Annotated in this window: 22 protein-coding genes; 15 read left to right on the forward strand and 7 right to left on the reverse strand. The window is 39.3% G+C overall.

The genetic code is table 11. The annotated features are described in order from the left end of the window. Positions 1 to 46: 46 nt before the first annotated feature. The 3 genes from ACXVWP_RS07210 to ansB form a co-directional block, all read right to left on the reverse strand. Positions 47 to 682, reverse strand: a complete 636-nt coding sequence (locus ACXVWP_RS07210) for a hypothetical protein (RefSeq protein WP_126470073.1) — start codon at positions 680 to 682, stop codon at positions 47 to 49. A 116-nt stretch (positions 683 to 798) separates the two neighbouring features. Beyond that, positions 799 to 2,121: an anaerobic C4-dicarboxylate transporter gene (locus tag ACXVWP_RS07215; protein ID WP_049355634.1), complete on the reverse strand. Its 1,323-nt coding sequence runs from the start codon at positions 2,119 to 2,121 to the stop codon at positions 799 to 801. 155 nt (positions 2,122 to 2,276) lie between these two features. Next, entirely contained in the window at positions 2,277 to 3,326 is a 1,050-nt protein-coding gene (ansB, locus tag ACXVWP_RS07220; protein WP_126470071.1) for an L-asparaginase 2, read from the reverse strand. A gap of 248 nt (positions 3,327 to 3,574) precedes the next feature. On the opposite strand from ansB, the gene ACXVWP_RS07225 reads away from it, so the two are divergent. From ACXVWP_RS07225 to ACXVWP_RS07245, 5 genes are read left to right on the forward strand one after another with little or no spacing between them, the layout of a single operon-like run. Further along, entirely contained in the window at positions 3,575 to 4,021 is a 447-nt protein-coding gene (locus ACXVWP_RS07225; protein WP_049355632.1) for a rhodanese-like domain-containing protein, read from the forward strand. 9 nt (positions 4,022 to 4,030) lie between these two features. After that, positions 4,031 to 4,540: a protein-export chaperone SecB gene (gene secB / locus ACXVWP_RS07230; protein WP_049355631.1), complete on the forward strand. Its 510-nt coding sequence runs from the start codon at positions 4,031 to 4,033 to the stop codon at positions 4,538 to 4,540. 55 nt (positions 4,541 to 4,595) lie between these two features. Then, complete coding sequence (gpsA, locus tag ACXVWP_RS07235; RefSeq protein WP_289902384.1) at positions 4,596 to 5,603, forward strand: NAD(P)H-dependent glycerol-3-phosphate dehydrogenase; 1,008 nt, start codon at positions 4,596 to 4,598, stop codon at positions 5,601 to 5,603. A 9-nt stretch (positions 5,604 to 5,612) separates the two neighbouring features. Further along, a complete protein-coding gene (cysE, locus tag ACXVWP_RS07240; RefSeq protein WP_289902383.1) occupies positions 5,613 to 6,410 on the forward strand; it encodes a serine O-acetyltransferase in 798 nt (265 codons plus the stop codon). 10 nt (positions 6,411 to 6,420) lie between these two features. Continuing rightward, positions 6,421 to 7,236, forward strand: a complete 816-nt coding sequence (locus ACXVWP_RS07245; RefSeq protein WP_289902382.1) for a shikimate 5-dehydrogenase — start codon at positions 6,421 to 6,423, stop codon at positions 7,234 to 7,236. A 44-nt stretch (positions 7,237 to 7,280) separates the two neighbouring features. Here ACXVWP_RS07245 and ACXVWP_RS07250 read toward each other — a convergent pair whose 3' ends face one another. From ACXVWP_RS07250 to ACXVWP_RS07260, 3 genes are all read right to left on the reverse strand, one after another. Further along, positions 7,281 to 8,636: an MFS transporter gene (locus tag ACXVWP_RS07250; protein WP_289902381.1), complete on the reverse strand. Its 1,356-nt coding sequence runs from the start codon at positions 8,634 to 8,636 to the stop codon at positions 7,281 to 7,283. Positions 8,637 to 8,836: 200 nt separating this feature from the next. Then, positions 8,837 to 9,595: a uridine phosphorylase gene (gene udp / locus ACXVWP_RS07255; RefSeq protein WP_005759059.1), complete on the reverse strand. Its 759-nt coding sequence runs from the start codon at positions 9,593 to 9,595 to the stop codon at positions 8,837 to 8,839. Between the two features lie 47 nt (positions 9,596 to 9,642). Further along, the gene (locus ACXVWP_RS07260; protein ID WP_128787925.1) at positions 9,643 to 11,142 is read right to left on the reverse strand and encodes a helicase HerA-like C-terminal domain-containing protein; all 1,500 of its coding nucleotides are present in this window, start codon (positions 11,140 to 11,142) and stop codon (positions 9,643 to 9,645) included. 123 nt (positions 11,143 to 11,265) lie between these two features. Between ACXVWP_RS07260 and ACXVWP_RS07265 the strand changes: the two genes are divergently transcribed. The 8 genes from ACXVWP_RS07265 (at position 11,266) to ppx (ending at position 22,037) form a co-directional block, all read left to right on the forward strand. Beyond that, positions 11,266 to 11,943, forward strand: a complete 678-nt coding sequence (locus ACXVWP_RS07265; RefSeq protein WP_289902380.1) for an MOSC domain-containing protein — start codon at positions 11,266 to 11,268, stop codon at positions 11,941 to 11,943. Next, complete coding sequence (locus ACXVWP_RS07270; RefSeq protein ID WP_289902379.1) at positions 11,933 to 12,406, forward strand: YchJ family protein; 474 nt, start codon at positions 11,933 to 11,935, stop codon at positions 12,404 to 12,406. The genes ACXVWP_RS07265 and ACXVWP_RS07270 overlap by 11 nt, the downstream gene beginning before the upstream one ends. Further along, entirely contained in the window at positions 12,406 to 13,230 is an 825-nt protein-coding gene (locus tag ACXVWP_RS07275) for a virulence factor BrkB family protein (RefSeq protein ID WP_289902378.1), read from the forward strand. The genes ACXVWP_RS07270 and ACXVWP_RS07275 overlap by 1 nt, the downstream gene beginning before the upstream one ends. After that, entirely contained in the window at positions 13,227 to 13,661 is a 435-nt protein-coding gene (gene dtd, locus ACXVWP_RS07280; RefSeq protein WP_289902377.1) for a D-aminoacyl-tRNA deacylase, read from the forward strand. The genes ACXVWP_RS07275 and dtd overlap by 4 nt, the downstream gene beginning before the upstream one ends. Beyond that, positions 13,658 to 14,713 carry a [citrate (pro-3S)-lyase] ligase gene (gene citC / locus ACXVWP_RS07285; RefSeq protein ID WP_369866761.1) on the forward strand — a complete coding sequence of 352 codons (1,056 nt, stop codon included), beginning with the start codon at positions 13,658 to 13,660 and terminating at the stop codon, positions 14,711 to 14,713. The genes dtd and citC overlap by 4 nt, the downstream gene beginning before the upstream one ends. Before the next feature lie 131 nt (positions 14,714 to 14,844). Then, entirely contained in the window at positions 14,845 to 16,581 is a 1,737-nt protein-coding gene (tamA, locus tag ACXVWP_RS07290) for an autotransporter assembly complex protein TamA (protein ID WP_369866760.1), read from the forward strand. Positions 16,582 to 16,584: 3 nt separating this feature from the next. Further along, positions 16,585 to 20,484 (forward strand): autotransporter assembly complex protein TamB, encoded by a 3,900-nt coding sequence (gene tamB / locus ACXVWP_RS07295; protein ID WP_369866759.1) that lies wholly within the window; start codon positions 16,585 to 16,587, stop codon positions 20,482 to 20,484. Positions 20,485 to 20,492: 8 nt separating this feature from the next. Further along, positions 20,493 to 22,037 carry an exopolyphosphatase gene (ppx, locus tag ACXVWP_RS07300; RefSeq protein ID WP_128787917.1) on the forward strand — a complete coding sequence of 515 codons (1,545 nt, stop codon included), beginning with the start codon at positions 20,493 to 20,495 and terminating at the stop codon, positions 22,035 to 22,037. A 22-nt stretch (positions 22,038 to 22,059) separates the two neighbouring features. Here ppx and ACXVWP_RS07305 read toward each other — a convergent pair whose 3' ends face one another. Next, the gene (locus ACXVWP_RS07305; protein WP_049355616.1) at positions 22,060 to 22,425 is read right to left on the reverse strand and encodes a hypothetical protein; all 366 of its coding nucleotides are present in this window, start codon (positions 22,423 to 22,425) and stop codon (positions 22,060 to 22,062) included. A gap of 110 nt (positions 22,426 to 22,535) precedes the next feature. Here ACXVWP_RS07305 and ACXVWP_RS07310 point away from each other — a divergent pair, with 110 nt between their 5' ends. Both ACXVWP_RS07310 and ACXVWP_RS07315 read left to right on the forward strand, forming a co-directional pair. Further along, complete coding sequence (locus ACXVWP_RS07310) at positions 22,536 to 23,135, forward strand: beta-phosphoglucomutase family hydrolase (RefSeq protein ID WP_049355615.1); 600 nt, start codon at positions 22,536 to 22,538, stop codon at positions 23,133 to 23,135. Continuing rightward, positions 23,135 to 23,614, forward strand: coding sequence for a YqaA family protein (locus ACXVWP_RS07315; protein WP_128787916.1), 480 nt, complete (start codon positions 23,135 to 23,137; stop codon positions 23,612 to 23,614). The genes ACXVWP_RS07310 and ACXVWP_RS07315 overlap by 1 nt, the downstream gene beginning before the upstream one ends. Positions 23,615 to 23,718 lie beyond the last annotated feature (104 nt).

A 23,718-nucleotide genomic window follows, 5' to 3' on the forward strand; every position in this document is an offset into this window, starting at 1 on the left:
ATAAAAAGCCACGCAATCTTTCGTGGCTTCTTTTTCTCATCTGATGTTATTTAACAAACTCATCAAACTCTAACTCATAATCATCACCATCTCTGGTGTATTTGATATAACGTGGAAATTGTTCACCTGAGAATTTCTTCACCATAATATCCTTATTACCTGTTTTAAATGAATAAGTGATTTCCGTGACAGTTTGCTTATTATATTGGATCTGTTTTTCTACTTTCTTCACATTCACATTTTCCATTGGGTAAAGTTTTTTACCATTTGTAATTTGGAAGCTGGTTGGCAATTTATCGTAATAACTCAACTGAAATGCCATGGTGAATAAATCAAAAGTTGGTAATTTTAACGGCTCGGTTTCTAATCCATTTTTCACTTTACCGTATTCAATTATTGTTGGCGAAATTTTAGAAATAGCATAAGACTTACCATTACGTACATCTTGATAATTCACCATTTTAAATTGGCTCGAAGTTTGTGAACCACGAGAAGTAAACACAATGTTGTACAACGGAATATTAATTTTCGCATTGACTGAATATTGTGAACCATCAGCCTTAAAATGCACATAAGCGGGCATTAAATAATTTGAGCTGTATTTAATATTGTAATCCGCCGCAGACCATGCTGTTGGCACATAAGCAATTAATGCAGCAAAAAGGATTTTAAATAATTTCATTGGTTTTCCTTATAAAAATAGAATACTTATTAGAACAAAATCTGATTAATAAGTTTCATAAAAAAATAAAAAACGGTGCATAAAACAATATGCACCGTTTTAGCTAGCTATAAATTTTATAATAAAACATTTGCAAGTAATAAACCAATAACTAGACTAAAGACCATACTTAATAGCCCTGGTAACATAAAACTATGATTGAAAATATATTTACCAATTTTAGTTGTACCCGTTGTATCAAAATCAATTGACGCAATAATAGGACCATAATTAGGCACAAAGAAGTAACCATTTACTGCAACAAATACCCCAATTAAGACAGGCGCAGGAATACCTAATGCAATACCAAGTGGGAATAATGTTGCTACTGTTGCGCCTTGGCTATTAACTAAAACAGATAACACGAATAGCGCTAAAGCAAATGTCCATGGTGCAGTTTCCACTAAGCCTTTCACCATTTCTTTTACTTCTACCATATGTGCCTGCATCAACGTATCACCTAACCAAGCAATACCAAAAATGGCTATAACGGCACGCATGCCCGCATGGAATACGGAACCTTTAGTTATTTCTGTGCCATCCGGTTTACAAGTAAAGATAATTAATGCCCCAATAGATAGCATAATGATTTCAATCGTATGAGCCATCCCCATCGGTTTACCATCAAATACTGGACGTAAAGAAGGCACTGCACCCATTAACACAACGAGTAAAGCACCACATAAGAATAAGGAAAGAGAGATTTTAGCTGTTTTACTCACTTCAAATTCGTTTGTATCGGTTGTTGAATTGAATGCATCAGCATATTTCGGATCTTTTAAGCGACGTTGATATTCTGGATCATCTTTAAGTTCTTTCCCTATTTTGTTAACAAAGATACAAGCTAAGAAAAGACCTAAAATAGTCGCTGGAATAGTAATCATCAACACATCACCAAGATGAATACCTTGAGGTTCAAGATAAGCAACGACTGCCACCACTGCTGCAGCAATAGGACTTGCAACAATTGCAAACTGAGAAGCAATCACAGCCATTGAAAGTGGACGTTCAGGACGGATGCCATTTTGACGGCTGACTTCCGCAATAACCGGTAAAACAGAATAAGCAACATGACCAGTACCCGCCAAAAATGTAAATAACCACGTCACGGCTGGCGCAATAAAAGTAATATGTTTAGGATTACGACGTAAAATTTTAGTCGCAATTTTAATCATATAATTTAAACCACCCGCAGCTTGCATTGCAGCTGCCGCTGAAACTACAGCCATAATCATAAACATCACATCAATTGGTAAGCCTGCGGGTTTTAAACCAAAACCGAACGAGAGAATGGCCAGTCCTAAACCACCAAATACTCCTAAACCAATACCTCCGACGCGAGCGCCCACTAAAATACACAATAGCACAATGGCAAATTGCAATAAAAACATTGCAGACATACTGACCCCCTAAGTCAATAAAAAATCGTTGTCATATAATAAAACGTACGTAAATATAACAATAAATAGGTACGCATTCCATAATTTAGATCAAAAAATTTCAATATCTTGCATAGAAATGTGCAATTATTTTCCACACATTTTATGTTGCTAAATTAGAAATCTTCAAAATATTGCTGAATCACTTTTGGATCTTTAGTCTTCGTTAAAGCAAGTTGCAACAACACCCTCGCTTTTTGCGGATTTAACGTACCAGCAGCAACAAAACCATATTTAGAATCATCTACTTCAGCATCACGTGTTGTATAACCGGTGGGCACACGGGAAGAACGTACCACTGCAACACCATCTTTCGCCGCTTTTTCTAAACGTTTTAAGTGTGCGGCATTCACGTTACCATTACCTACACCCGCTGAAACAATACCTTGATAGCCTGCATCCAATAATGAATTTAACGGTTCAATTGGTGCATTAGAATAAGCATAAACAATGCCAACTTGCGGTAAACTGTCTAATTTATCTATGTTAAACGGTGTGTTTACGGTATGTTTACTTTCAGGCGAACGCTCGTAATCCACTTTGCTATTGTGAATATAGCCTAGCGTGCCATAGTTTGGTGAATGAAACGTCTGTACAGCAGTGGTGCTCATTTTAGTTACATCTCGCGCCCCTAATACTTCATCATTCATCGCTACTAATACGCCGCGGCCAGCTGATTTTTTATCAGATGCCACCACGACAGCATTATAAAGATTTAATGGACCATCCGCACTTTTTTCTGTTGCTGGACGCATCGCACCGACCAACACGATCGGTTTTTCACATTTCGCAGTCAGATCAAGAAAATAAGCGGTTTCTTCCATCGTATCTGTACCATGAGTAATCACAAAACCATCGGTGTCTTTACATTGTGTATTAATCGCTTTAGCTAATTTCAACCACACCTCATCACTCATATCCTGTGAACCAATTTTTACAATTTGCTCACCTTTTACATTGGCTAGCTGCTTAATTTCAGGCACTGCATCAATTAATGCCTCAATATTGAGTTGTCCTGCTTTATAAGTAGAAGAAACTGCAGTTTCACCACTTCCAGCAATGGTGCCGCCTGTCGCTAAAATTGTAATATTGGGTAATTCTGCTGCTTGTGCTACAGAAAAACCTAATCCAACCATCATAAGTGCGGTTAATTTTTTGAATTTCATTTTATTCCCCTTGAACTAACTCATTAAAGTATCGGCATTCTCTACCTAATTAGGTAGAGAATAAATACCAAGATAACCTATTTATGATCCCGATCACATTTTTAGCCATATGATTGTATAAGCTTTCGCCACCCCTGCGTTTACTTGAGAATTTTTTTGAAAGATAACCAAAGTACGGTTATACTTAAATCTTTATTTCATCTGAAGATAAACTCTTATTCATTATCAAAAATTAAGTTGAGAACAACATGCAAGAATTTATGCCTCAAGCAATTGAATTTGCTCAAAAACACACTTTTTTAACAATCGCATGGTTTGCTGTCCTTTTTATGACACTTTTCACCTTTTTTAAAAGTGCAACACAAAAATATCGCGTCATCACTAATCCAGAAGCCGTTCGCTTAATAAACGACGAAGAGGCGGTTGTGATTGACTTACGTCCTATCGATGAATTCCGAGGTGGTCATATTATTAACAGTGTAAACTTGCTTCCGACAGAAATTAAAAATCAAAATGTAGGAAAAATTGAACATTACAAAGGAAAGCCCGTTATCATTGTGGATATCAACGGTGTTTCTTCTTCCACATCTGCAGAGCTTTTAACCAAACAAGGCTTTGAAAAAGTCTATGTATTAAAAGACGGTTTAACGGCTTGGTCTGGTGCAAATTTACCATTAGTAAAAAAACATAAGTAAGGATCCTCTATGTCTGAACAAAATCAACAACCTGAAGTAGCCTCTGAAGAACAACAAGAAGCCGTACTTCAAATTCAACGTATTTATGTAAAAGATGTTTCTTTTGAAGCACCAAATCTTCCTCATATTTTCCACCAAGAATGGAAACCAAAACTTGGCTTTGATTTAAGCACTGAAGCCGTTCAAGTGGGCGAAGATTTATACGAAGTAACGTTAAACATCAACGTAGAAACGACCATGGAAGATTCTGGTGATGTAGCGTTTATTTGTGAAGTGAAACAATCTGGTGTATTTACAATCAGCGGTTTAGAAGATGTTCAAATGGCGCACTGCTTAACATCTCAATGCCCAAATATGCTTTTCCCTTATGCGCGCGAACTAATTTCTAACTTAGTCAACCGCGGAACATTCCCAGCATTAAACCTTTCTCCGGTAAACTTCGATGCGTTATTCATTGAATACATGAATAAGCAGCAAGCTGCAGCCGAAGTAGAAGAAAATCCAGAAACCCAACATTAATTTTGATAAGGGCAGGCGATATGGTCTGCCCTTTTATTTTTTTAAGGTGATTGAAATGAATACATCCCAATCTCCAATTACTATTCTTGGTTGCGGTTCTTATGGAACAGCACTCGCTATCTCATTTTCTCGTAATGGTTCGCCAACCTATCTTTGGGGGCACAATCCCGATCATATTCATCAAATGCAACAGGAACGTCAAAATCGTCGCTTTCTGCCTGATATTAAATTTCCTGAAAGTTTGTATTTAGAATTAGATTTGAAAACTGCCCTTGAGCAATCGAAAGACATTTTAATTGTGGTACCAAGTCACGCTTTCGGCGAAATTCTCTTAAAAATTCGACCGCACTTAAAACCTGATCATCGTTTAATTTGGGCTACCAAAGGATTAGAACGCAACACCGGCCGATTACTACAAGAAGTAGTGGAAGAAACCTTAGGTAAAGCAATTCCGACAGCGGTGCTTTCAGGTCCTACTTTTGCGAAAGAATTGGCTCAAGGTTTGCCAACGGCGATTACCCTTGCCTCTCGTCATGAAAAGTTTGCCTTAGAATTACAAGCGCGAATTCATTGCAGTCAGCATTTTCGGGTATATGTAAATCAAGATATAATCGGCGTTCAATTAGGTGGTGCCATTAAAAACGTGATTGCGATAGGGGCGGGTATTTCGGATGGTATGGGATTTGGTGCCAATGCGAGAACCGCATTGATTACCCGTGGTATTGCGGAAATTACTCGCTTGGGCGTAGCAATGGGCGCAAATGCACAAACCTTTATGGGTATGTCTGGTTTAGGAGATTTAGTGCTCACTTGTACCGATAACCAATCCCGTAACCGTCGATTTGGTTTAATGCTTGGTAAAGGTACCGATAGCCAACAAGCTATGGATGAAATTGGTCAAGTCGTGGAAGGGTTTTATAACACCAAAGAAACTTATTTATTAGCACAACGACAAGGCGTAGAAATGCCAATTACAGAGCAAATTTACCAAATGCTCTTTTGTGGTAAAAGTGCACAAGACGTCGCATTAAGCTTATTGGGTCGTGCACGAAAAGGCGAATAAGGAGAAAAAATGACACTAGAAGTATGGCAACACATTCGCCAAGAGGTAAAAGAACTAGCAGAATGCGAGCCTATGCTCGCAAGCTTTTTCCATTCCACCATTTTAAAGCATCAAAATCTCGGCAGCGCTTTGAGTTATTTGCTTGCGAATAAACTGGCTAACCCTATCATGCCAGCAATTTCGCTGCGTGAAATTATTGAAGAAGCCTATCAAGCCGAGCCTAATATCATTGATTGTGCTGCTTGTGATATTAAAGCTGTGCGCCACCGCGATCCCGCTGTGGAATTGTGGTCTACCCCATTGCTTTATCTAAAAGGTTTTCACGCCATTCAAAGCTATCGTATTACCCATTATTTGTGGAATCAAAATCGAAAAGCACTCGCACTTTATTTACAAAATCAGATTTCCGTAGCTTTCGATGTGGATATTCACCCTGCGGCTAAAATTGGGCACGGCATTATGTTTGACCACGCTACCGGTATTGTCGTCGGCGAAACTTCAGTGATTGAAAATGATGTGTCTATCTTGCAAGGTGTCACACTTGGCGGTACAGGTAAAGAATCAGGCGATCGCCATCCAAAAGTACGAGAAGGCGTAATGATTGGGGCGGGGGCGAAAATTCTCGGTAATATCGAAGTGGGCAAATATGCCAAAATAGGCGCCAACTCTGTCGTACTTCAACCCGTGCCTGAATGTGCTACTGCTGCGGGTGTACCCGCACGAATTATCGGTAAAGATAAAGATGCTAAACCTGCTTTTGAAATGAATCAATATTTTACTGCTGATGATATGAATTTAAATATCTAAGGATATCCGAATGATAAATAAAGACACCCTGCTTTGCATGTCTCTTTCTGGCAGACCAGGTAATTTTGGTACCACATTTCATAATTATCTCTATCAAAAACTAGGACTTAATTTTATCTACAAAGCTTTTACCACTACAGATATTGAAAATGCGATCAAAGGCATTCGTGCACTTGGTATTCGAGGTTGTGCGGTTTCAATGCCTTTTAAAGAAAGCTGCATGCCATTTTTAGATGAAATATCCCCTTCTGCACAAGCCATTCAGTCTGTGAATACTATTGTGAATGAGCAAGGCTTTCTTCGTGCTTACAATACCGATTATATTGCGATTGTTAAACTTATCCAAGAATATCAATTAGATAAAAATAGTCGCGTGATTGTACGAGGCAGTGGTGGCATGGCAAAAGCGGTCGTCGCCGCCTTTAAAAACAGTGGATTTGAGCATCTGAAGATTTTTGCTCGAAATGAAAAAACAGGTAAAAATTTAGCCGCACTTTATGGCTATGAATATATCTCATCTTTAGATAATCAATCGGCAGATATTTTAGTCAATGTCACGCCAATTGGGATGAAAGGTGGAAAAGAAGAATTTGATCTCGCCTTTCCTGAAAATCTTATTCAACAAGCTCAAACCGCTTTTGATGTGGTAGCGATTCCTGCTGAAACACCGTTTATCCAATTTGCTCAACAGCAAGGTAAACAAACCATTTCTGGTGCAGAAGTCATTGTGCTACAAGCTGTCGAACAATTTGAGCTCTACACTGGGATTCGACCTGATGAGCAATTAGTCGCCGGAGCGGCTGATTTTGCAAGGGCAAATAGTTAAGACTCGATAAAAAAGGCGTTTTCAATTAAAACGCCTTTTTTTATTTATTGCATATTAAGAATTTTTTGTAATCCACGGTGAGATAGATAACAGAAAATAAAACACATCACCGCACCACACATGATAGTATAGAATCCACTACTCCAACCAAATTTATCTACAACAAAACCAAACAATGTTGTACCAAATGTAGAACCAACAATATAACTCATAAATCCACGTAACCCTACTGCTGAGCCTAATGCAAAACTAGGAATAACTTCCATTGCTTGTACTGCAACCATAGATTGAGGAATATAGACCAAACACCCAACTATTGCAGAGAATAAAATAATGGCAAAAATGGATTCTGAGTTCATGTAACCGAATACACAGAAGAAAACAATTGTCATACAAATCATTGGTAAATACATAATTTTTCCACGGAAAAATTTATCAATTAACCACCCAGCAATGAGCGTTGATGGAATAGCTGCCCATTCAAAAATCATAAATGCAGCCCCCATATCTGTTTTAGTAAGACCTTTTTCTTTAAGAAGATAAAGTGGAATCCAAGTTAACATACCAAAGCGAACCATATAGGTGAAAATATCAACACCAACGAGATACCAAGAATTAGGATTTTTAACGACAAATTGATAAAAAATTTGGAATGCAGTCATATTTTCTGGTTTTTCAGATAAATGACCTTTTAATTTTGTATTAACCGTTTCTTCGTTATACATTTCCTCAACAGTCGGTAGTCCTTCCTCAGCTGGACGGCGTTTCACAAAAAATAACACAAGAAAAACACCAATTAAGGCAATGATACTCGGTACAACATAAGTCGAGATTTCCCATTGTTCAGAACCGAAATAAGCAAGACTAGCACCTACAATAGGCGCAACAATACCACCACCTAAATTATGTGATACATTCCAAGTTGTACTTGCTCGCCCACGCTGACTACGTGGATACCAATACCCAACGGTAATAATTGAAGGACCAACCCCCATTCCTTGGAATACCCCTAATAAAATGACTAATCCTACGAATAAATAGAAGCTTGTTGAGAACCCCATCATAATATTAATAAGAATACAAAGAAGAAGTCCTAAAGCCATAAAGTAGCGAGGGTTCGCTTTATCTGCCAAGATACTCATTGCACCTTTGCTACACCCGTACGTAATAAGTAAAGATGAGGTGAGCAAACCAATTTGCGTCTTAGAAAGTTCTAGTTTTTCTGCTAAATAGGGGGTGGATAATACGAAGTTATTACGGACTATGTAGTAACACATATAACCAATAAAAACACCGATCAGAGAATGAAGCTGATATTTTAAATATTTACTTTTAATTTCGGTTGAATAATGACTATTCATACCATTCATTCTTGATGAAAGATTTGTTGTACTGCCCATAATGAATCCTTTCTAGTAAACATACGGTTTTGAATTTTAATGAAAAAGGAGAGTAGATTTTGTGATGTACATCACACTTTTGTAGCATTTTGAGAAAAAATTGAATATTGAGATAAAATTTTTTTCAGAATCAAGCAGAATTCACTTGTTTTTATATGATGAAAAAATAAAGGCGTTTTTATTAAAACGCCTTTTACATATTACGCTAACAATTTTCTTGCTGCTTCCACCACGACAGATACTGCTTTGTCTTCCGTATCTTTCATGGTCGCTTCATTTGGAATTTCTTGTTGTGTACGATTCACAATCACACCTGCCACCATACCTGCTCGTAAGCCAAGGGCATTACACATCGTAAATAATGTGGCTGACTCCATCTCATAGTTCATCACATTGAGATCTTGCCATTGTTTTAACAAGCCTTGGTAATCACGATATACTTTACCACTGTAGGTATCATAACGTTCTTGACCTGGATAGAAAGTATCTGAAGAGGCTGTAATTCCTACAAATGGCTCAATACCTTTTTCTTTAGCCGCATTGAAAAGTGCCGTGGTACATTCAAAATTTGCCACTGCTGGATATTCAATTGGCGCAAAGTGACAGCTTGCACCATCAAGGCGGACTGCACCCGTTGTAACAAGAACATCACCTACATTAATATGTGGTTGAATTGCACCTGTTGTACCAATACGTAAGAATGTACGCACGCCAAGCTGAGCTAGCTCTTCCACACAGATAGATGTAGAAGGGCCACCAATACCGGTTGAACATACGACTACCGGTTGACCATTTAGATAGCCTAACCAAGACGTGTATTCACGTGTACTTGCAAGAAACTCAGGATTATCAAGTTTTTTAGCAATACGTTCACTACGTGCAGGATCGCCCGGTACAATAGCTAATGTAGCGCCTTTCAACTGTGCTTTAGTCAGGTTTAAGTGAAATACATCAGACATAATCATCTCCTTTATTATTCTTGCCGCAAAGTGCGGCCAACTTATCGTTATTTTTTCAATGCCCCTAAGATACCACGCATAATTTGTTTAGTCACTTCATTACGAATATTGCGACCAACTGATTTTGCCACGCTATTCACCATTTGTTCTGTCGGAGAAAGTTTATCCCCGCGTTTTTGTGTTCCAAAAATCATACGACTTAGTCTACCCAATAAACCGCTTTCTTCCTCTTGCTGCGCTTGCTCGGCTTGTTTTTGTTGTACTGCCGCTAAATCCGCTTGCGCATTTAATACTTCGAAAGCGGATTCGTTATCCACGTAATCTTTGTAGAAGGCATAAAGCTCATCGTCTTTCACCCACGCCGCTCGCTCTTCTTCAGTAATCGGTGCAAGTTGGCTTTTCGGTGGGTAAACATACGCCACTTCAACTGGCGTTGGCATGCCTTTTTCATCTAAGAATGAAATTAATGCTTGACCCACTCCTAAAGTGGAAATGGTTTCCACCACATTAACAGCTGGATTTGAACGGAACGTTTCTGCTGCAGATTTCACTGCTTTTTGATCACGTGGTGTAAAAGCACGTAATGCGTGTTGTACACGGTTACCTAATTGGCCTAACACGGTATCCGGTAAATCTAATGGATTTTGGGTTACAAAATAAATCCCTACTCCTTTAGAACGGATCAACCGAACCACTTGTTCCACTTTGTCCACCAACACACTCGGTGCGCCATCAAAGAGTAAATGCGCTTCATCGAAGAACATCACAAATTTTGGTTTCTCTGGATCGCCAACTTCCGGTAATTGTTCAAATAATTCAGACATCAACCAAAGTAAGAATGCACTATACATTCTTGGGGAATTAATTAATTTTTCAGAATTTAAAACATTGATCACGCCACGGCCATAACGGGTTTGTAACCAATCTTCGAGATTTAATGCCGGCTCACCAAAAAGATTGGTCGCCCCTTCATTTTCAAGGGTCAGTAAAGCACGTTGAATCGCGCCCACACTCGCAGCTGATACGTTGCCATATTCTACTTGGAACGATTTGGCGTTCTCTGCCACGAATTTAAGCATTGCACGCAAGTCTTTCAGATCGATGAGTAGCAAGCCTTTATCATCTGCCACACGGAATACGAGGTTTAATAAGCCTTCTTGGGTTGCGTTTAAATTCAATAAACGGGAAAGCAGTAATGGTCCCATTTCAGAAATCGTGGTACGAAGTGGGATGCCTGTTTCACCGAATACATCCCAAAATGACACAGGATAGCCATTTAAATAACTCTCACCACCTAAATTAAATTGTTCAATACGCTCTGCCACTTTGCCACTGAATGTGCCCGCTTTTACTAAACCAGACAAATCGCCTTTTACATCGACTAAAAAAACCGGTACGCCATCATCACTGAACGCTTCTGCCATTTTACGTAATGTCACGGTTTTCCCCGTCCCTGTCGCCCCAGCGATCAAGCCATGGCGGTTTGCCATTTTTGCAGTAATACCAAAGGTTTGACCTTGTTCGGTACGTGCGAGAGAATATTGCATAAAGATTCCTTTGTTTTGTTGGTTTTATTTAGGAGGAATGATAAGTAAAAAACGAAGTGTGGTCAAAATTTAAGTGATTTTACGGTATAATTCCTCAAAACTAACTCAAAGCAGGAAAAATAGATGGCAAACGCAAAAATTCTTATTATTAAAACAGGATTAATAGAAACCTTAACGTTCCCTGATGGTAGCTCATATGAAAGTGCCATCCGTAAAAAACCGGTATCGATGGTAAAAGTGCACACACTGGGTGCAGAAGGTAACGATGTGGGTTTAAAGGCGCATCACGGTGGTGTTGATAAAGCCTTGTTTTTTATGTCTGATGTCTCTTTCCCTACTTTAAACGAGCTACTTGGTGAAAAGTTTGATTTTCACGGTAGTGCGATTTACGGTGAAAACTTTGTGGTATCAGACTTACATGAAGATAATGTTTGTGTAGGCGATCGTTACAAAATTGGCTCCACGCTGTTAGAAGTGTCTCAACCACGTAAACCTTGCGAACGTTTATCTCATAATACCAAAAATGAGAATACAAGAGAGGTTATCCGTCAGTCAGGCTGGACAGGTTGGTATGTTCGCGTGATCGAAGAAGGGGAAATTCATCAAGGCGATGAACTTATTTTGCAACATCGTCCTTATCCCGAATGGACAATTCGTCGTTTAAACACGCTACTTTCTGCCCCTTCAAGTGTGGCAGAGTTTGAAGAGGCCTTAGCTATTGAGGAATTAGCACCAGCGTTTAAACGTTCTGTTAACTCACAATTACGTAATTTACAGCAGGCGGCCGAAAATGTCGGCTAAAACGACCGCACTTTGCCCGTGCCAATCTTCGCTTTCTTATGAAAATTGCTGCGGACGCTTTCATTCAGGCAATATGTTTCCAGAAACAGCGGAACAACTCATGCGTTCCCGCTATTCAGCGTTTGTGCTCAAAAACATTCCTTATATTGTGCAAACTACTGTGCCAAGCCAACAACCGTTATTAGATGAAAAAGCCCTGCAAGATTGGGCTGATGAAACACAATGGCTCGGTTTAGATATTGTCAAAACAGAAACCTTAACCAAAACCCAAAGTGCGGTTGAATTTAAGGCTCATTTTCAAGGTAGCGAACAGCCGCAAGTACATCACGAACATTCTCTTTTTGTAAAAATCGAGGGCCGTTGGTATTTTATTGATCCGACAGTTCCACTTCCGAGTAATAAACAGCCTTGTATCTGTGGCTCGGGAAAGAAATTTAAACATTGTTGCGGAGATTTACTCTAATGACACTCACATCTTTTCTCACCCTATTTTGGCAACGTTCTCAAGAAAACAAATTAACGCAAGCTGCCGGTTCACTCACCTACAGCACCATGCTCGCCATCGTGCCATTAATTATGGTGGTGTTTTCGATTTTCTCCGCCTTTCCCGTCTTTAATGAGGTAACGGGGGCATTGAAAGAATTTATCTTCACCAATTTTGCCCCTTCCGCAAGTGATGTTGTTGGGCAATATATTGATGAATTCGTCTATAACTCCAAGCGAATGAGCGCCGTGGGGATTGTGAGTTTGATTTTAGTGGCATTAATGCTGATTAACTCTATCGACCGCACACTTAATGGCATTTGGCAAGATACCAGTAATCGCCCAATTTTTACTTCATTTGCTATTTATTGGCTCATTTTAACGCTCGGTCCACTTTTAATCGGCACCAGCATTGCCGCAAGTTCCTACGTCAAAGCCATGTTTGAGCAATCCGAATCGCTTTCTTTTGGCTTAAAACTCCTCAGCTTTGTGCCATTTCTTTCTACTTGGTTTATTTTCACACTCATTTATATGGTCGTGCCAAATAAGAAAGTGAGCATCAAACACTCCGCAGCAGGCGCATTAATTGCCGCGGTTTTCTTTACCTTAGGGAAACAAGCTTTTACTTGGTACATCACCACTTTCCCCTCCTATCAATTAATTTATGGCGCCATGGCAACACTACCAATTATGTTATTGTGGATTCAAATCAGCTGGACAGTGGTGTTATTCGGCGCACAATTAGCTGCAGTACTTGCTGAAGAGCGGTCAATGAATCAAACAAATTTAGAGGAAGTAAAATGATTGCATTAATTCAGCGTGTTACCCAGGCTAAAGTGGAAGTTGAAGGTCAAATTGTGGGGCAAATCGGCAAAGGATTATTGGTTTTATTGGGCGTAGAAAAAGAAGATGACCAAGCCAAAGCGGATAAACTCGCTGAGAAAGTCTTAAATTACCGTATTTTCAGCGATGAAAATGACAAAATGAATTTAAACGTGCAGCAAATCGGTGGCGAAGTGCTTGTAGTATCACAATTTACTTTAGCTGCAGACACGCAAAAAGGCTTACGACCAAGTTTCTCAAAAGGCGCATCACCTGCGTTAGCTAACGAATTGTATGGCTATTTTTCGCAAAAATGTGCAGAAAAAATCACTGTTGCCAACGGACAATTTGCCGCTGATATGCAAGTGAGCCTCACCAATGATGGTCCCGTTACTTTTTGGTTAAACATATGAACTATAGTATTGGAAAAATCTTGCCAACGGATACCGCAAGCCTTTCGGCCATTGATCAGCTATTAATTGATGAAGGTATTCGTCGAGATAGACACTTAGATTATACTTGTGCCATGTTTGATGATGAAATGAACATTATCGCCACTGGCAGCTGCTATAACAATACTCTCCGCTGCCTTACTGTTTCTCATGAGCATCAAGGTGAAGGGTTGATGAACCAAATCGTAACCCACTTAATCAATATACAAATGGAACAAGGTAATAATCACCTTTTCCTTTATACCAAATATTGTTCGGCAAAGTTTTTTTCTAGTCTTGGATTTCAAGAGATTGTGCGCATCCCAAATCAAATTGTTTTTATGGAAAATAAGCGGAATGGTTTTCAACATTATCTCACCAAACTACAAAGTGCCGTAAAAAAAACACAAAGTTTATCGCCTAAAATAGCAGCACTTGTCATGAACTGTAATCCTTTTACTTTAGGACATCAATATCTTATTGAAAAAGCAGCGGCTGAAAATGATTTAGTCCACCTCTTTATGCTAAGCGAAGATTGCAGTTTTTTTCCTTACGAGGTACGCAAAAAATTAATTCAAGCGGGAATAGCTCATTTATCGAATGTCGTTTTACATGACAGTGATTCCTATATTATAAGTCAAGCTACTTTCCCAAGCTATTTTCAAAAGGATGAAGATGCGGTTATTCAAAGCCACGTTGCTATTGATTTACAAATCTTCACTCGCATTGCCGCAACACTTGGCATTCAACGTCGCTACGTGGGAGATGAACCTTTTAGCCATGTCACACAAATTTATAACCAAGCCATGCAGCAAAAACTGCCTGAGCATGGCATAGAATGTATTATTGTTAATCGCAAAACAATAGATGGGCGAGCAATTAGTGCCTCTAATGTACGTCAAGCTATTCAACAAAAAAATTGGCGTCTCATTAAATCCCTCGTGCCACAAAGCACATTTGATTTTTTAATGAGCGACAAAGCAACGCCCATCATTAAGAAAATTCAACAATCCAAAGAAGTTACACATTATTGAATCTTAATACTGTAAATAGTATCACGCCTAAAATTCTTTTATCGTTCACAATTGCATTGGTAATCCTGTTATTTTATCGGTAAACTAAGGCATCTATTTAAAATTTTATTAATAGTTTAGCTGCCAGTAGAATGAAAAAAATATCATTAAAAATCACCGTACTTTTGTTTGGATGGATAAGCTTTTCAGCATTCGCCGAACAAACCGTGGATATTGAGATCCGCGGAATCAAGGGTGAACGTGCCATTCGTAATACGGATATGAATGTCAAACTCATTGATAAAGATGAAATGGATGGCTCAGATCGTTATAAACAATTAGTTTCAGATGCTGTCGATAAAGGGCTTCGAGTCTTTGGTTATTATGGTTCTTCCGTGACCTTTGAATTGAAAAAACGCAAAGGTCAGCGAGATTTGCTCATTGCTAATATCACTCCAGGTGAGCCAAGCAAAATTGCTGGAACAGACGTTGAAATTACAGGTGAAGCCGCAGAAGACGAAAACTTCACAGCACTCCGTAAAAACTTACCCAAAAAAGGCGAGTTAGTTGAGCATCAAAAATACAATACTTATAAAAGTAGCATTTCAAACCTTGCCCTTGCTCGAGGTTATCTTGACGGAAAATTCCTAATTTCTCGCTTAGAAATCAGCCCAGAAACTCATGAAGCATGGTGGCGTATGCTATTTGATAGTGGCGTTCGTTATCATTACGGCAACATCACATTCAACCATTCCCAAATTCGCGAAGACTATCTGCACAATATGCTCAACATTAAATCGGGCGAGCCTTATTTAGTCAGCGATTTATCTGAATTAACTAACGATTTTTCTTCTACCAACTGGTTTAGCTCAGTGCTTTTACAGCCTCATGTCCGCGAAGAAGAAAAATTAGTGGATATCGAACTTTTACTTTATCCACGCAAGAAAAATGCGGTGGAATTGGGTGTAGGTTTTGCCACGGATACAGGTCCTCACGTCCAAGTCGGTTGGACAAAACCTTGGATGAATAGCCGAGGTCATAGTTTACGAACAAATCTGTACGTCTCTGCACCAAAGCAAAACTTTGAAGCCACTTATAAAATACCATTGTTGAAAAATCCATTACACCATTACTATGAGTTTTCAACAGGTTATGAAAGAGAAAATAAAAACGATACAGATACGAAAGCATTTACCTTAGCGGCACTACGTTACTGGAATAACCGTAAAAACTGGCAATATTTTGCGGGTCTTCGTGTCCGTTACGACAGCTTTACACAAGCAGACTTTACTGATAAAACCTTTTTGTTTTATCCAACGGGAGGCTTTAGTCGCACCCGTTTAAAAGGTGGGCAATTTCCAACTTGGGGTGATTCCCAAAAAATTACGGTGGATTTAGGTAATCGAGCATGGATGTCTGATATTAATTTCTTTAAAGTGCAAGCCTCTACAGCATGGATTAGAACCTACGCAGATAATCATCGCTTCATTACACGTGCCGAGATCGGCTATTTAAATACAGCAGATATTCGTCAAATTCCACCAGCATTACGCTTCTTTGCGGGGGGAGATCGTAGCGTGCGAGGCTATGGTTATAAGAAAATTTCACCTAGAAATCACGATGGAAAATTAGTGGGAGGATCACATCTGTTAGTGGGCAGCCTTGAATATCAATATCAGGTTTACCCTAATTGGTGGAGTGCGGTATTTGCTGATTCTGGCTTAGCAGCTAATTCTTATAAAGCAACCGAATTACGCCACGGTGCAGGGGTTGGTGTACGTTGGGCATCGCCAGTAGGAGCGATTAAGTTTGATATCGCCACACCAATTCGAGATAAAGATAACAGCAAAAATATTCAATTTTATATCGGCTTAGGGGCTGAAATTTAGGGTATGACTATGTCTGAACAAGAAAAACAACCAGATAACCAAAACACACAACCCATCAAAAAGAAAAAGACCTACCGTAAAATTTTATGTGTCGGAAGTGCGGTCATTTTTGTTCCTGTTTTAGGCTTAGTCACAGCACTTTCTTTTGACAGTGGACAACGTGCACTTATTCAACTCGCCGATAAAATGCTCGATAGCTTGTCTATTGAACAAGTCAGCGGTGGGTTACAAGATGGTTTGGTCTTAGAGAATTTACGTTTTCAAACAACCGGCGTAGATGTGTCTCTCCCTAAAGCGCGCTTACAACTGAATTTAGCTCGTTTACTGTCGGGAGATATTATTGTTGATGATCTCAGCTTAACGCAGCCGAAAATTGCCATTGATACCAGTGTTATGCCGCCTTCCGAAGAGAAAGAAACAGAAAGTGGTCCAATGGAAAAAATCCATTTACCGGTTTCTGTACAAGTGAAAAATGTGGCGATTACTGACTTTGATATGAAACTCAATCAAAGTAATATTAACTTTTCGTCATTTCAAAGTGCTGTCAGTTTAAACAATGAATCTGGCCTTACCCTTGAGCCTACCACGATTTCAGATGTGCTTTTTTCAACGGTCACCCAAACTCAAGCAAATCCCCCTCAGCCTGAGAAAAAAGAACTGGCTAAACCCGTTGATTGGGCTCAAATTGAGCAAAAACTCACTCCCGCTTTTTTAGGTAATTTAAATGCGGTGAACTTGCCTTTTGATATGCACATTCCAAGTGTTTTGGGTACAAACTGGCAATATCAATCACTCGATGAAAAAGGCGAAGAAACCCAAAAAATCACTGTGCCTAAAGTAGAATTGCAAGCGGATGCCACCGATCATTTAGTGAAATTACAAAAGCTTGAAATTGATAGCTCTCTCGGTACACTTTCTAGCCAAGGGCAACTCCAGCTCAATGAGGATTTTCCAGTTGATCTCACATTAAAATCTGATCTCCAAGCATTTAAATCAAAAGACAAAACCATTCTACCTGCTAGCAAAGTTGATCTCAATGTATCGGGTTCATTGAAAAAAACAACCGCACTTTCATTAACCACACAAGGCGTACTTGATGCGACCTTAACCGGTAATGTGAAACTGGCTGAAGATAAAATGCCATTAAATCTGCAGTTAAAAGCGAAAAAAGGTCAATACGCTTTTGCAGATAGCCTCGCACCGCTCAAAATTAACGATGTTGATATCAACCTTTCCGGTGACTTATTGAATTATCACCTTAAAACGCGTGGAGAAATAGAAGGATTGAATCATATTCCTCCTACAAAAATTGACTTAAATGCAGATGGTAAGCTGTATGAAATCAAAATTAACGAACTAAATTTAAATAATCCTGAAGGTTCGGCTCATTTTTCAGGTTCATCAAACTGGCAAGATCGGGTGCAATGGGATATTTCTGCCAATTTTCAGGAAATGAATCTTAAGCCTTATGTTCCAGATATCCCAGCAGTATTATCAGGGAAAATTCATTCACAAGGGCACATTGGGGTGGCCAATTGGAAAGTAGAAGTACCTACTGTAGATTTAGTTGGTCGTCTTTCTTCTCGACCATTGAGCTTGAAAGGTCGTCTCTTGTTGAGTGATGACGCTTTACTGAATATTCCAAATTTACAATTAAACTATGGTAATAATCACCTCACAGCTAAAGGTATATTGGGTGAAGAATCTGATTTAAACTTGGATATCAATGCACCTGATTTACGTGGTCTATGGCAAGATTTAGCGGGTTCCGTCGTTGGCAAAGCCCAGATTTTAGGTAAGCTTACGGCACCAACCATTAATACCGATTTAACGGCGCAAGGCTTACATTTCCAAGGGTTAGACTTATCCAAAGCCTTAATTAAAGGTAATGTTGTGAGTGAACCACAAGTGAAAGGTGAACTTAACGTCAAAGCGGAAAACTTCCGCTATGGCGATAGCATCAAATTATATAATATTGATTTGAATGCATCAGGTGATGAGAAACATCATACCCTTACCTTAAAATCAAAAGGTGAACCTGTTGCAGCTAATTTACAAATCACCGGCAATTTTGACCGCACTTCTCAGCAATGGAAAGGAAATTTAAGTCAGGTACATTTAAACTCACCCATCGGCGATTTTAAAGTGAATCAAACTATTCCGGTGACCTATGACAACAAAAAAATCCAAGCCACCATCGGATCACACTGCTGGGTTAACCAAGATTTAGATTTGTGTTTTCCACAACAATTTACGGCAGGGAAAAACGGCGAAGTCCCTTTTGAGCTGAAACGCATTAATTTAGATGTAGTGAATAAATTGATGGGACAAAACATGCTCAAAGGTCAATTACAAAGCCGAGGTAAAGTAGCGTGGTTCAGTGATAAACCGTTACAACTAAATGTAGCAGTAGAAGGTAATAACATTGGTGTGGCGCAAAAATTAGACTACCGCACCTTTAAGCTGGATATTCCTAAATTAAGCGTGAATGCCGATATTCAAAATAACAATTTAACTCTGAAATCAAACATTAATATTCAAAATCAAGGTCGAATCGGTACGGACTTAAAAATTAATGATTTAAGTAAAGGTCGACAATTAGGCGGCACCTTTACTATTGAAGGTTTACGTTTATCTTTAGCGAATCAACTTCTCTCTAGCGGTGAAAGCATGGATGGTGAAGTGGTTTCTCGCTTAAGTTTTGGTGGAAATTTAGAAAAACCATTGCTAAACGGTTATTTTGATCTTCGCCATGTCAAAACAAAACTAAAAAGCCTACCTTTTGATGTGACTGATGGACAAGTGGCAATCCGCTTTAATGGTACGTCTTCAACCTTAAATGGTCATGTTCAAACACCAGATAGCAAACTTAATATTAACGGGCGAGCTAACTGGGCTAACATGAATAACTGGACGGCAGAAGTTAGAGCGCAAGCGGATAATTTCAAAGTCGATATTCCGTCTATGGCGAAATTAAAAGTCAGTCCGAATGTGGTTGTCAAAGCGTCACCTAAACACTTGGATTTAAGTGGAAACGTGGATATCCCATGGGCAAGAATTGCTATTGAAAGCTTACCGGACAATGCTGAGCCAGTAAGTGAAGATGAAGTTATTTTAAATGGCCCAAGAAAAAGTAAAGAAGAACTCATCAATCGCCAATTTGTTTCAGAAACCAAATCCGGTATGCAAATTCAATCTGACTTAAAAATTAAAATCGGTGATGATGTGCATTTAAATGCCTATGGTTTAAAAACGAATTTGGATGGTTTACTTTCTGTGAAACAGGATAAAGGTAAGCTAGGATTATTCGGTCAAATTAACCTGAAAAATGGTCGTTATGCTTCTTTTGGACAGGATTTATTAATTCGTAAAGGACAAATTAGCTTCGCGGGTTTACCTTCACAACCGATGTTAAATATTGAAGCGATTCGTAACCCAGAAGCTATGGAAGACAGTAAAGTGACCGCAGGGGTAAAAGTGATTGGTATAGCATCTAGCCCACAAGTCACCGTCTTCTCTGATCCTGCAAAATCACAAGATCAGGCACTCTCTTACTTATTAACTGGTCGTTCATTAGAAAACAGTGGTGAAGCGGGATCTGGTGGTTCTGTGGGAGCGGCATTACTTGGCTTAGGTTTAGCGAAAAGTGGTAAAGTCGTCGGCGGTATTGGCGAAGTCTTTGGTATTCAAGACTTAAACTTAGGCACTGCCGGTGTTGGTGATAGCTCTAAAGTACAAGTTAGTGGTAATATTGGTAAACGCTTACAAGTGAAATACGGCGTAGGATTGTTTGATGGCTTGGCGGAAGTGACTTTACGTTATCGCTTAATGCCGCAGCTTTATTTCCAATCGGTTTCTAGCACAAACCAAGTTTTTGATTTATTGTATCAATTTGAATTTTAGGAAAGAACATGCATAATGACAAGCAACTGGCTCAACTCGCAGAACCTCATCACCGAGGTGAGGCCAGGGAGATTGCCGCCATTGATTTAGGCTCAAACAGCTTCCACATGATTGTGGCACGCATTATCAATGGTTCGATTCAGGTGCTTTCTCGTTTAAAACAAAAAGTGAGGCTCGCCGATGGCTTAGACGAGCACAATGTATTAAGCCAAGAAGCCATTGAGCGTGGTGTAAATTGCCTTGCACTTTTTGCTGAACGCTTACAAGGCTTTGCGCCAGAAGATGTGAATGTCGTCGGAACTTATACCTTACGAAGAGCGGTCAATAATGATGAATTTTTACGCCAGGCTGCCACTGTCTTTCCCTATCCCATTAATATCATCAGCGGTCAAACTGAAGCTAAAACTATTTATGCGGGTGTTTGCCACACTCAACCCGAAAACGGACGTAAACTGGTCATTGATATTGGTGGTGGCTCGACCGAAATGATCATCGGTGATGATTTCACCCCCTTAGTGGCGGAAAGTCGTCACATGGGCTGTGTGAGCTTTGCCAAAAAATTCTTTCTGAATGGAGAAATTTCAAAAGAAAACTTCGAGCAAGCTCGCCAAAGTGCGGTCAATAAAATTGAAGATTTAAGCTGGGAATACCGCAAACTTGGGTGGCAATCTGTACTCGGCTCATCTGGCACGATCAAAACCGTGTACCAAGTGATTACTGCAACCCTTGATCCAAACGGTATCATCACCGCTGAACGCTTACAAAATTTAATTGAACAAACCTTACAAGCTTCCCATTTTGAAGAGCTCAATATTGCGGGACTAAACTCTGATCGTGTGGATATCTTTGTGCCAGGCTTGGCCATTTTAAGTGCTGTTTTTGACGTTTTTAGCTTAGAAAATATGCGCTACTCTGACGGTGCTTTGCGAGAAGGAGTGATTTACAGCTTAGAAAAAAACTTCCAAGTTTCAGATATCCGTACGCGTACCGCATTAGGACTTGCCGAACAATTTAACTTAGATTTAGCGCAAGCCGATCGCGTAGCAAATAGTGCAAAAACCTTAATTAACCAATACACCCATTGGCAAAAACCGTATCTTGCTGATGAAATGAAAAATCTACTGATTTGGGCAGCACGCTTATTAGAAGTCGGTATTGTCATTAATCATCGCAATGTACAAAAACATTCCGCTTATATTCTGCAAAATATGGAATTACCCGGTTTTGATCGTGAGCAGCAACGCTTATTGGTGAATTTAGTTCGTTATCATACGGGTGCATTTAAAAAGAATGATTTACCAATTTTTGCTCGTTATGCAGATGAAGATGTCCTTGTTTTACTGCTTCTTTTACGTATTTCGGTGATTTTAAATAAATCCCGCCAAGCGACAGATAGCACGGATAAAATTAATCTTAGAATTGACCGCTCTTTACAAACTTGCGAACTGACCTTTGAGAAACATTATCTGGATAACAATCCGTTAGTATGGAATGAATTGCGCTTAGAAAGCAATTTACTCAAAGATTTAGAACTCAGTTTGATTTTTAACTGATAGAATAAGGGCTTTCATGCCCTTATTTTTTATCTTGCTCCAGCAGCAAGCTATAAATATTGGCGAGATAATAGCTCTGTTCGGCTTCAGGGATGTCTTGCGGAATAAAAGAAAGCAAATCGAGGTGAATTTCCAAAACATCAGGGAAAATAACCGCACTTTGCATTTCATCATAAAAGGATTGATGGAGCGGAGAAACGCAACCGCCTCGTTTTAAGCGAGCAAGGCTGTTGGCAATATGCAATAAGAGTGTGATGACTGTCGGAATGGACACATCAATGCGCCAATGATGCTCTAGGCGACTTTGCAAAGTCAGAATAATATCAATAACGTCCTGATCAATCTGACCGCGAATTTTCCAACGGGTTAATTGTTTGAGTAACGACATAACATTCCTTTTTAAGATAGGATAACTTTACCGCTATTTCATAAAATTACCAGTGCACAGATCACAAAATTGAAATAAAGTGAAAAATTTACGAACTAGGAAAGCAATAAATGATAGATAACAGACTTTTTGAAAAATATGATGGCTTGATTTTTGATATGGATGGCACCTTAATCGACACCATGCCAGTGCATGCACGCGCATGGAACCTAGTAGGGGAACAATTCGGTTATCGTTTTAACAGCCAAATTATGTATGATTTAGGTGGCGCAACCGTGAGCACTATCGCCTCAGCCATTATGCAAGATGCCGGTATGTCACAAGAACGTTTAAATGAAGTTATACAAGCAAAACGCAAACTTTCTTATGAATTGATTCCAACAGAATCAAAATTACTCCCAACTTTTGACGTGGTGCGTCATTACTATCAACAAAAACCAATTGCGCTCGGGTCAGGTTCAAACCGCAGACTGATTGATATGTTGATACAAAAATTAGATATCGAACGTTACTTTAACGCCATTGTCAGCGCTGACGATGTGAAAGAGCACAAACCCCACCCTGAAACCTTTTTACGCTGTGCAGAACTGGCAAAAGCTGAACCGTCACGCTGCATCGTCTTTGAAGATGCCGATCTTGGTGTAAAAGCAGGATTAAGTGCAGGCATGGATGTTTTTGACGTCAGAACATGCGAGATTATTAAAGCCTAATGTGGGACATTTTTTCTTTCAGCTTTTTGACTAATTTTTGGCAAACCTATGGACTATGTCTGATGTTTTTCAGTGCATTCTTAAGTGCCACCATACTGCCAGGCAATTCTGAAATTGTTTTTGTTACCCTTGCTGTACCAAAAGTATTGGTTAATTCATTATTAAGTGCAGATATTTTTTGGCTTGTTTTTCTAGCAACCACAGGCAACGCATTAGGTAGCTTTACCACTTACTGGATTGGTCGATGGTTTCCAAAAATTAATAGCAAAAATGACCGCACTTTGTGGATAATAAACAAAATACAACGTTATGGCGCCATCACTTTATTATTAAGTTGGCTGCCTATTATCGGGGATGTGTTTTGTGCGGTAGCCGGTTGGCTTCGTTTAAATTGGCTAAGTTGTTTGATTTTTATGACGATTGGAAAAGCACTGCGTTATATTGCCCTACTCTTTTTCAGTTTACCTTTCGTGTCATAGCCGTGAATAGCCTTTGTACATAACCTGGTTGTGGGCTAGAATAACGACGAATTGATATTCAACAGATAAAAAAACGCCCCTTATCAAGTAAGGGGCAAATAACC

The sequence above is a fragment of the Haemophilus sp. SZY H56 genome (assembly GCF_054332415.1).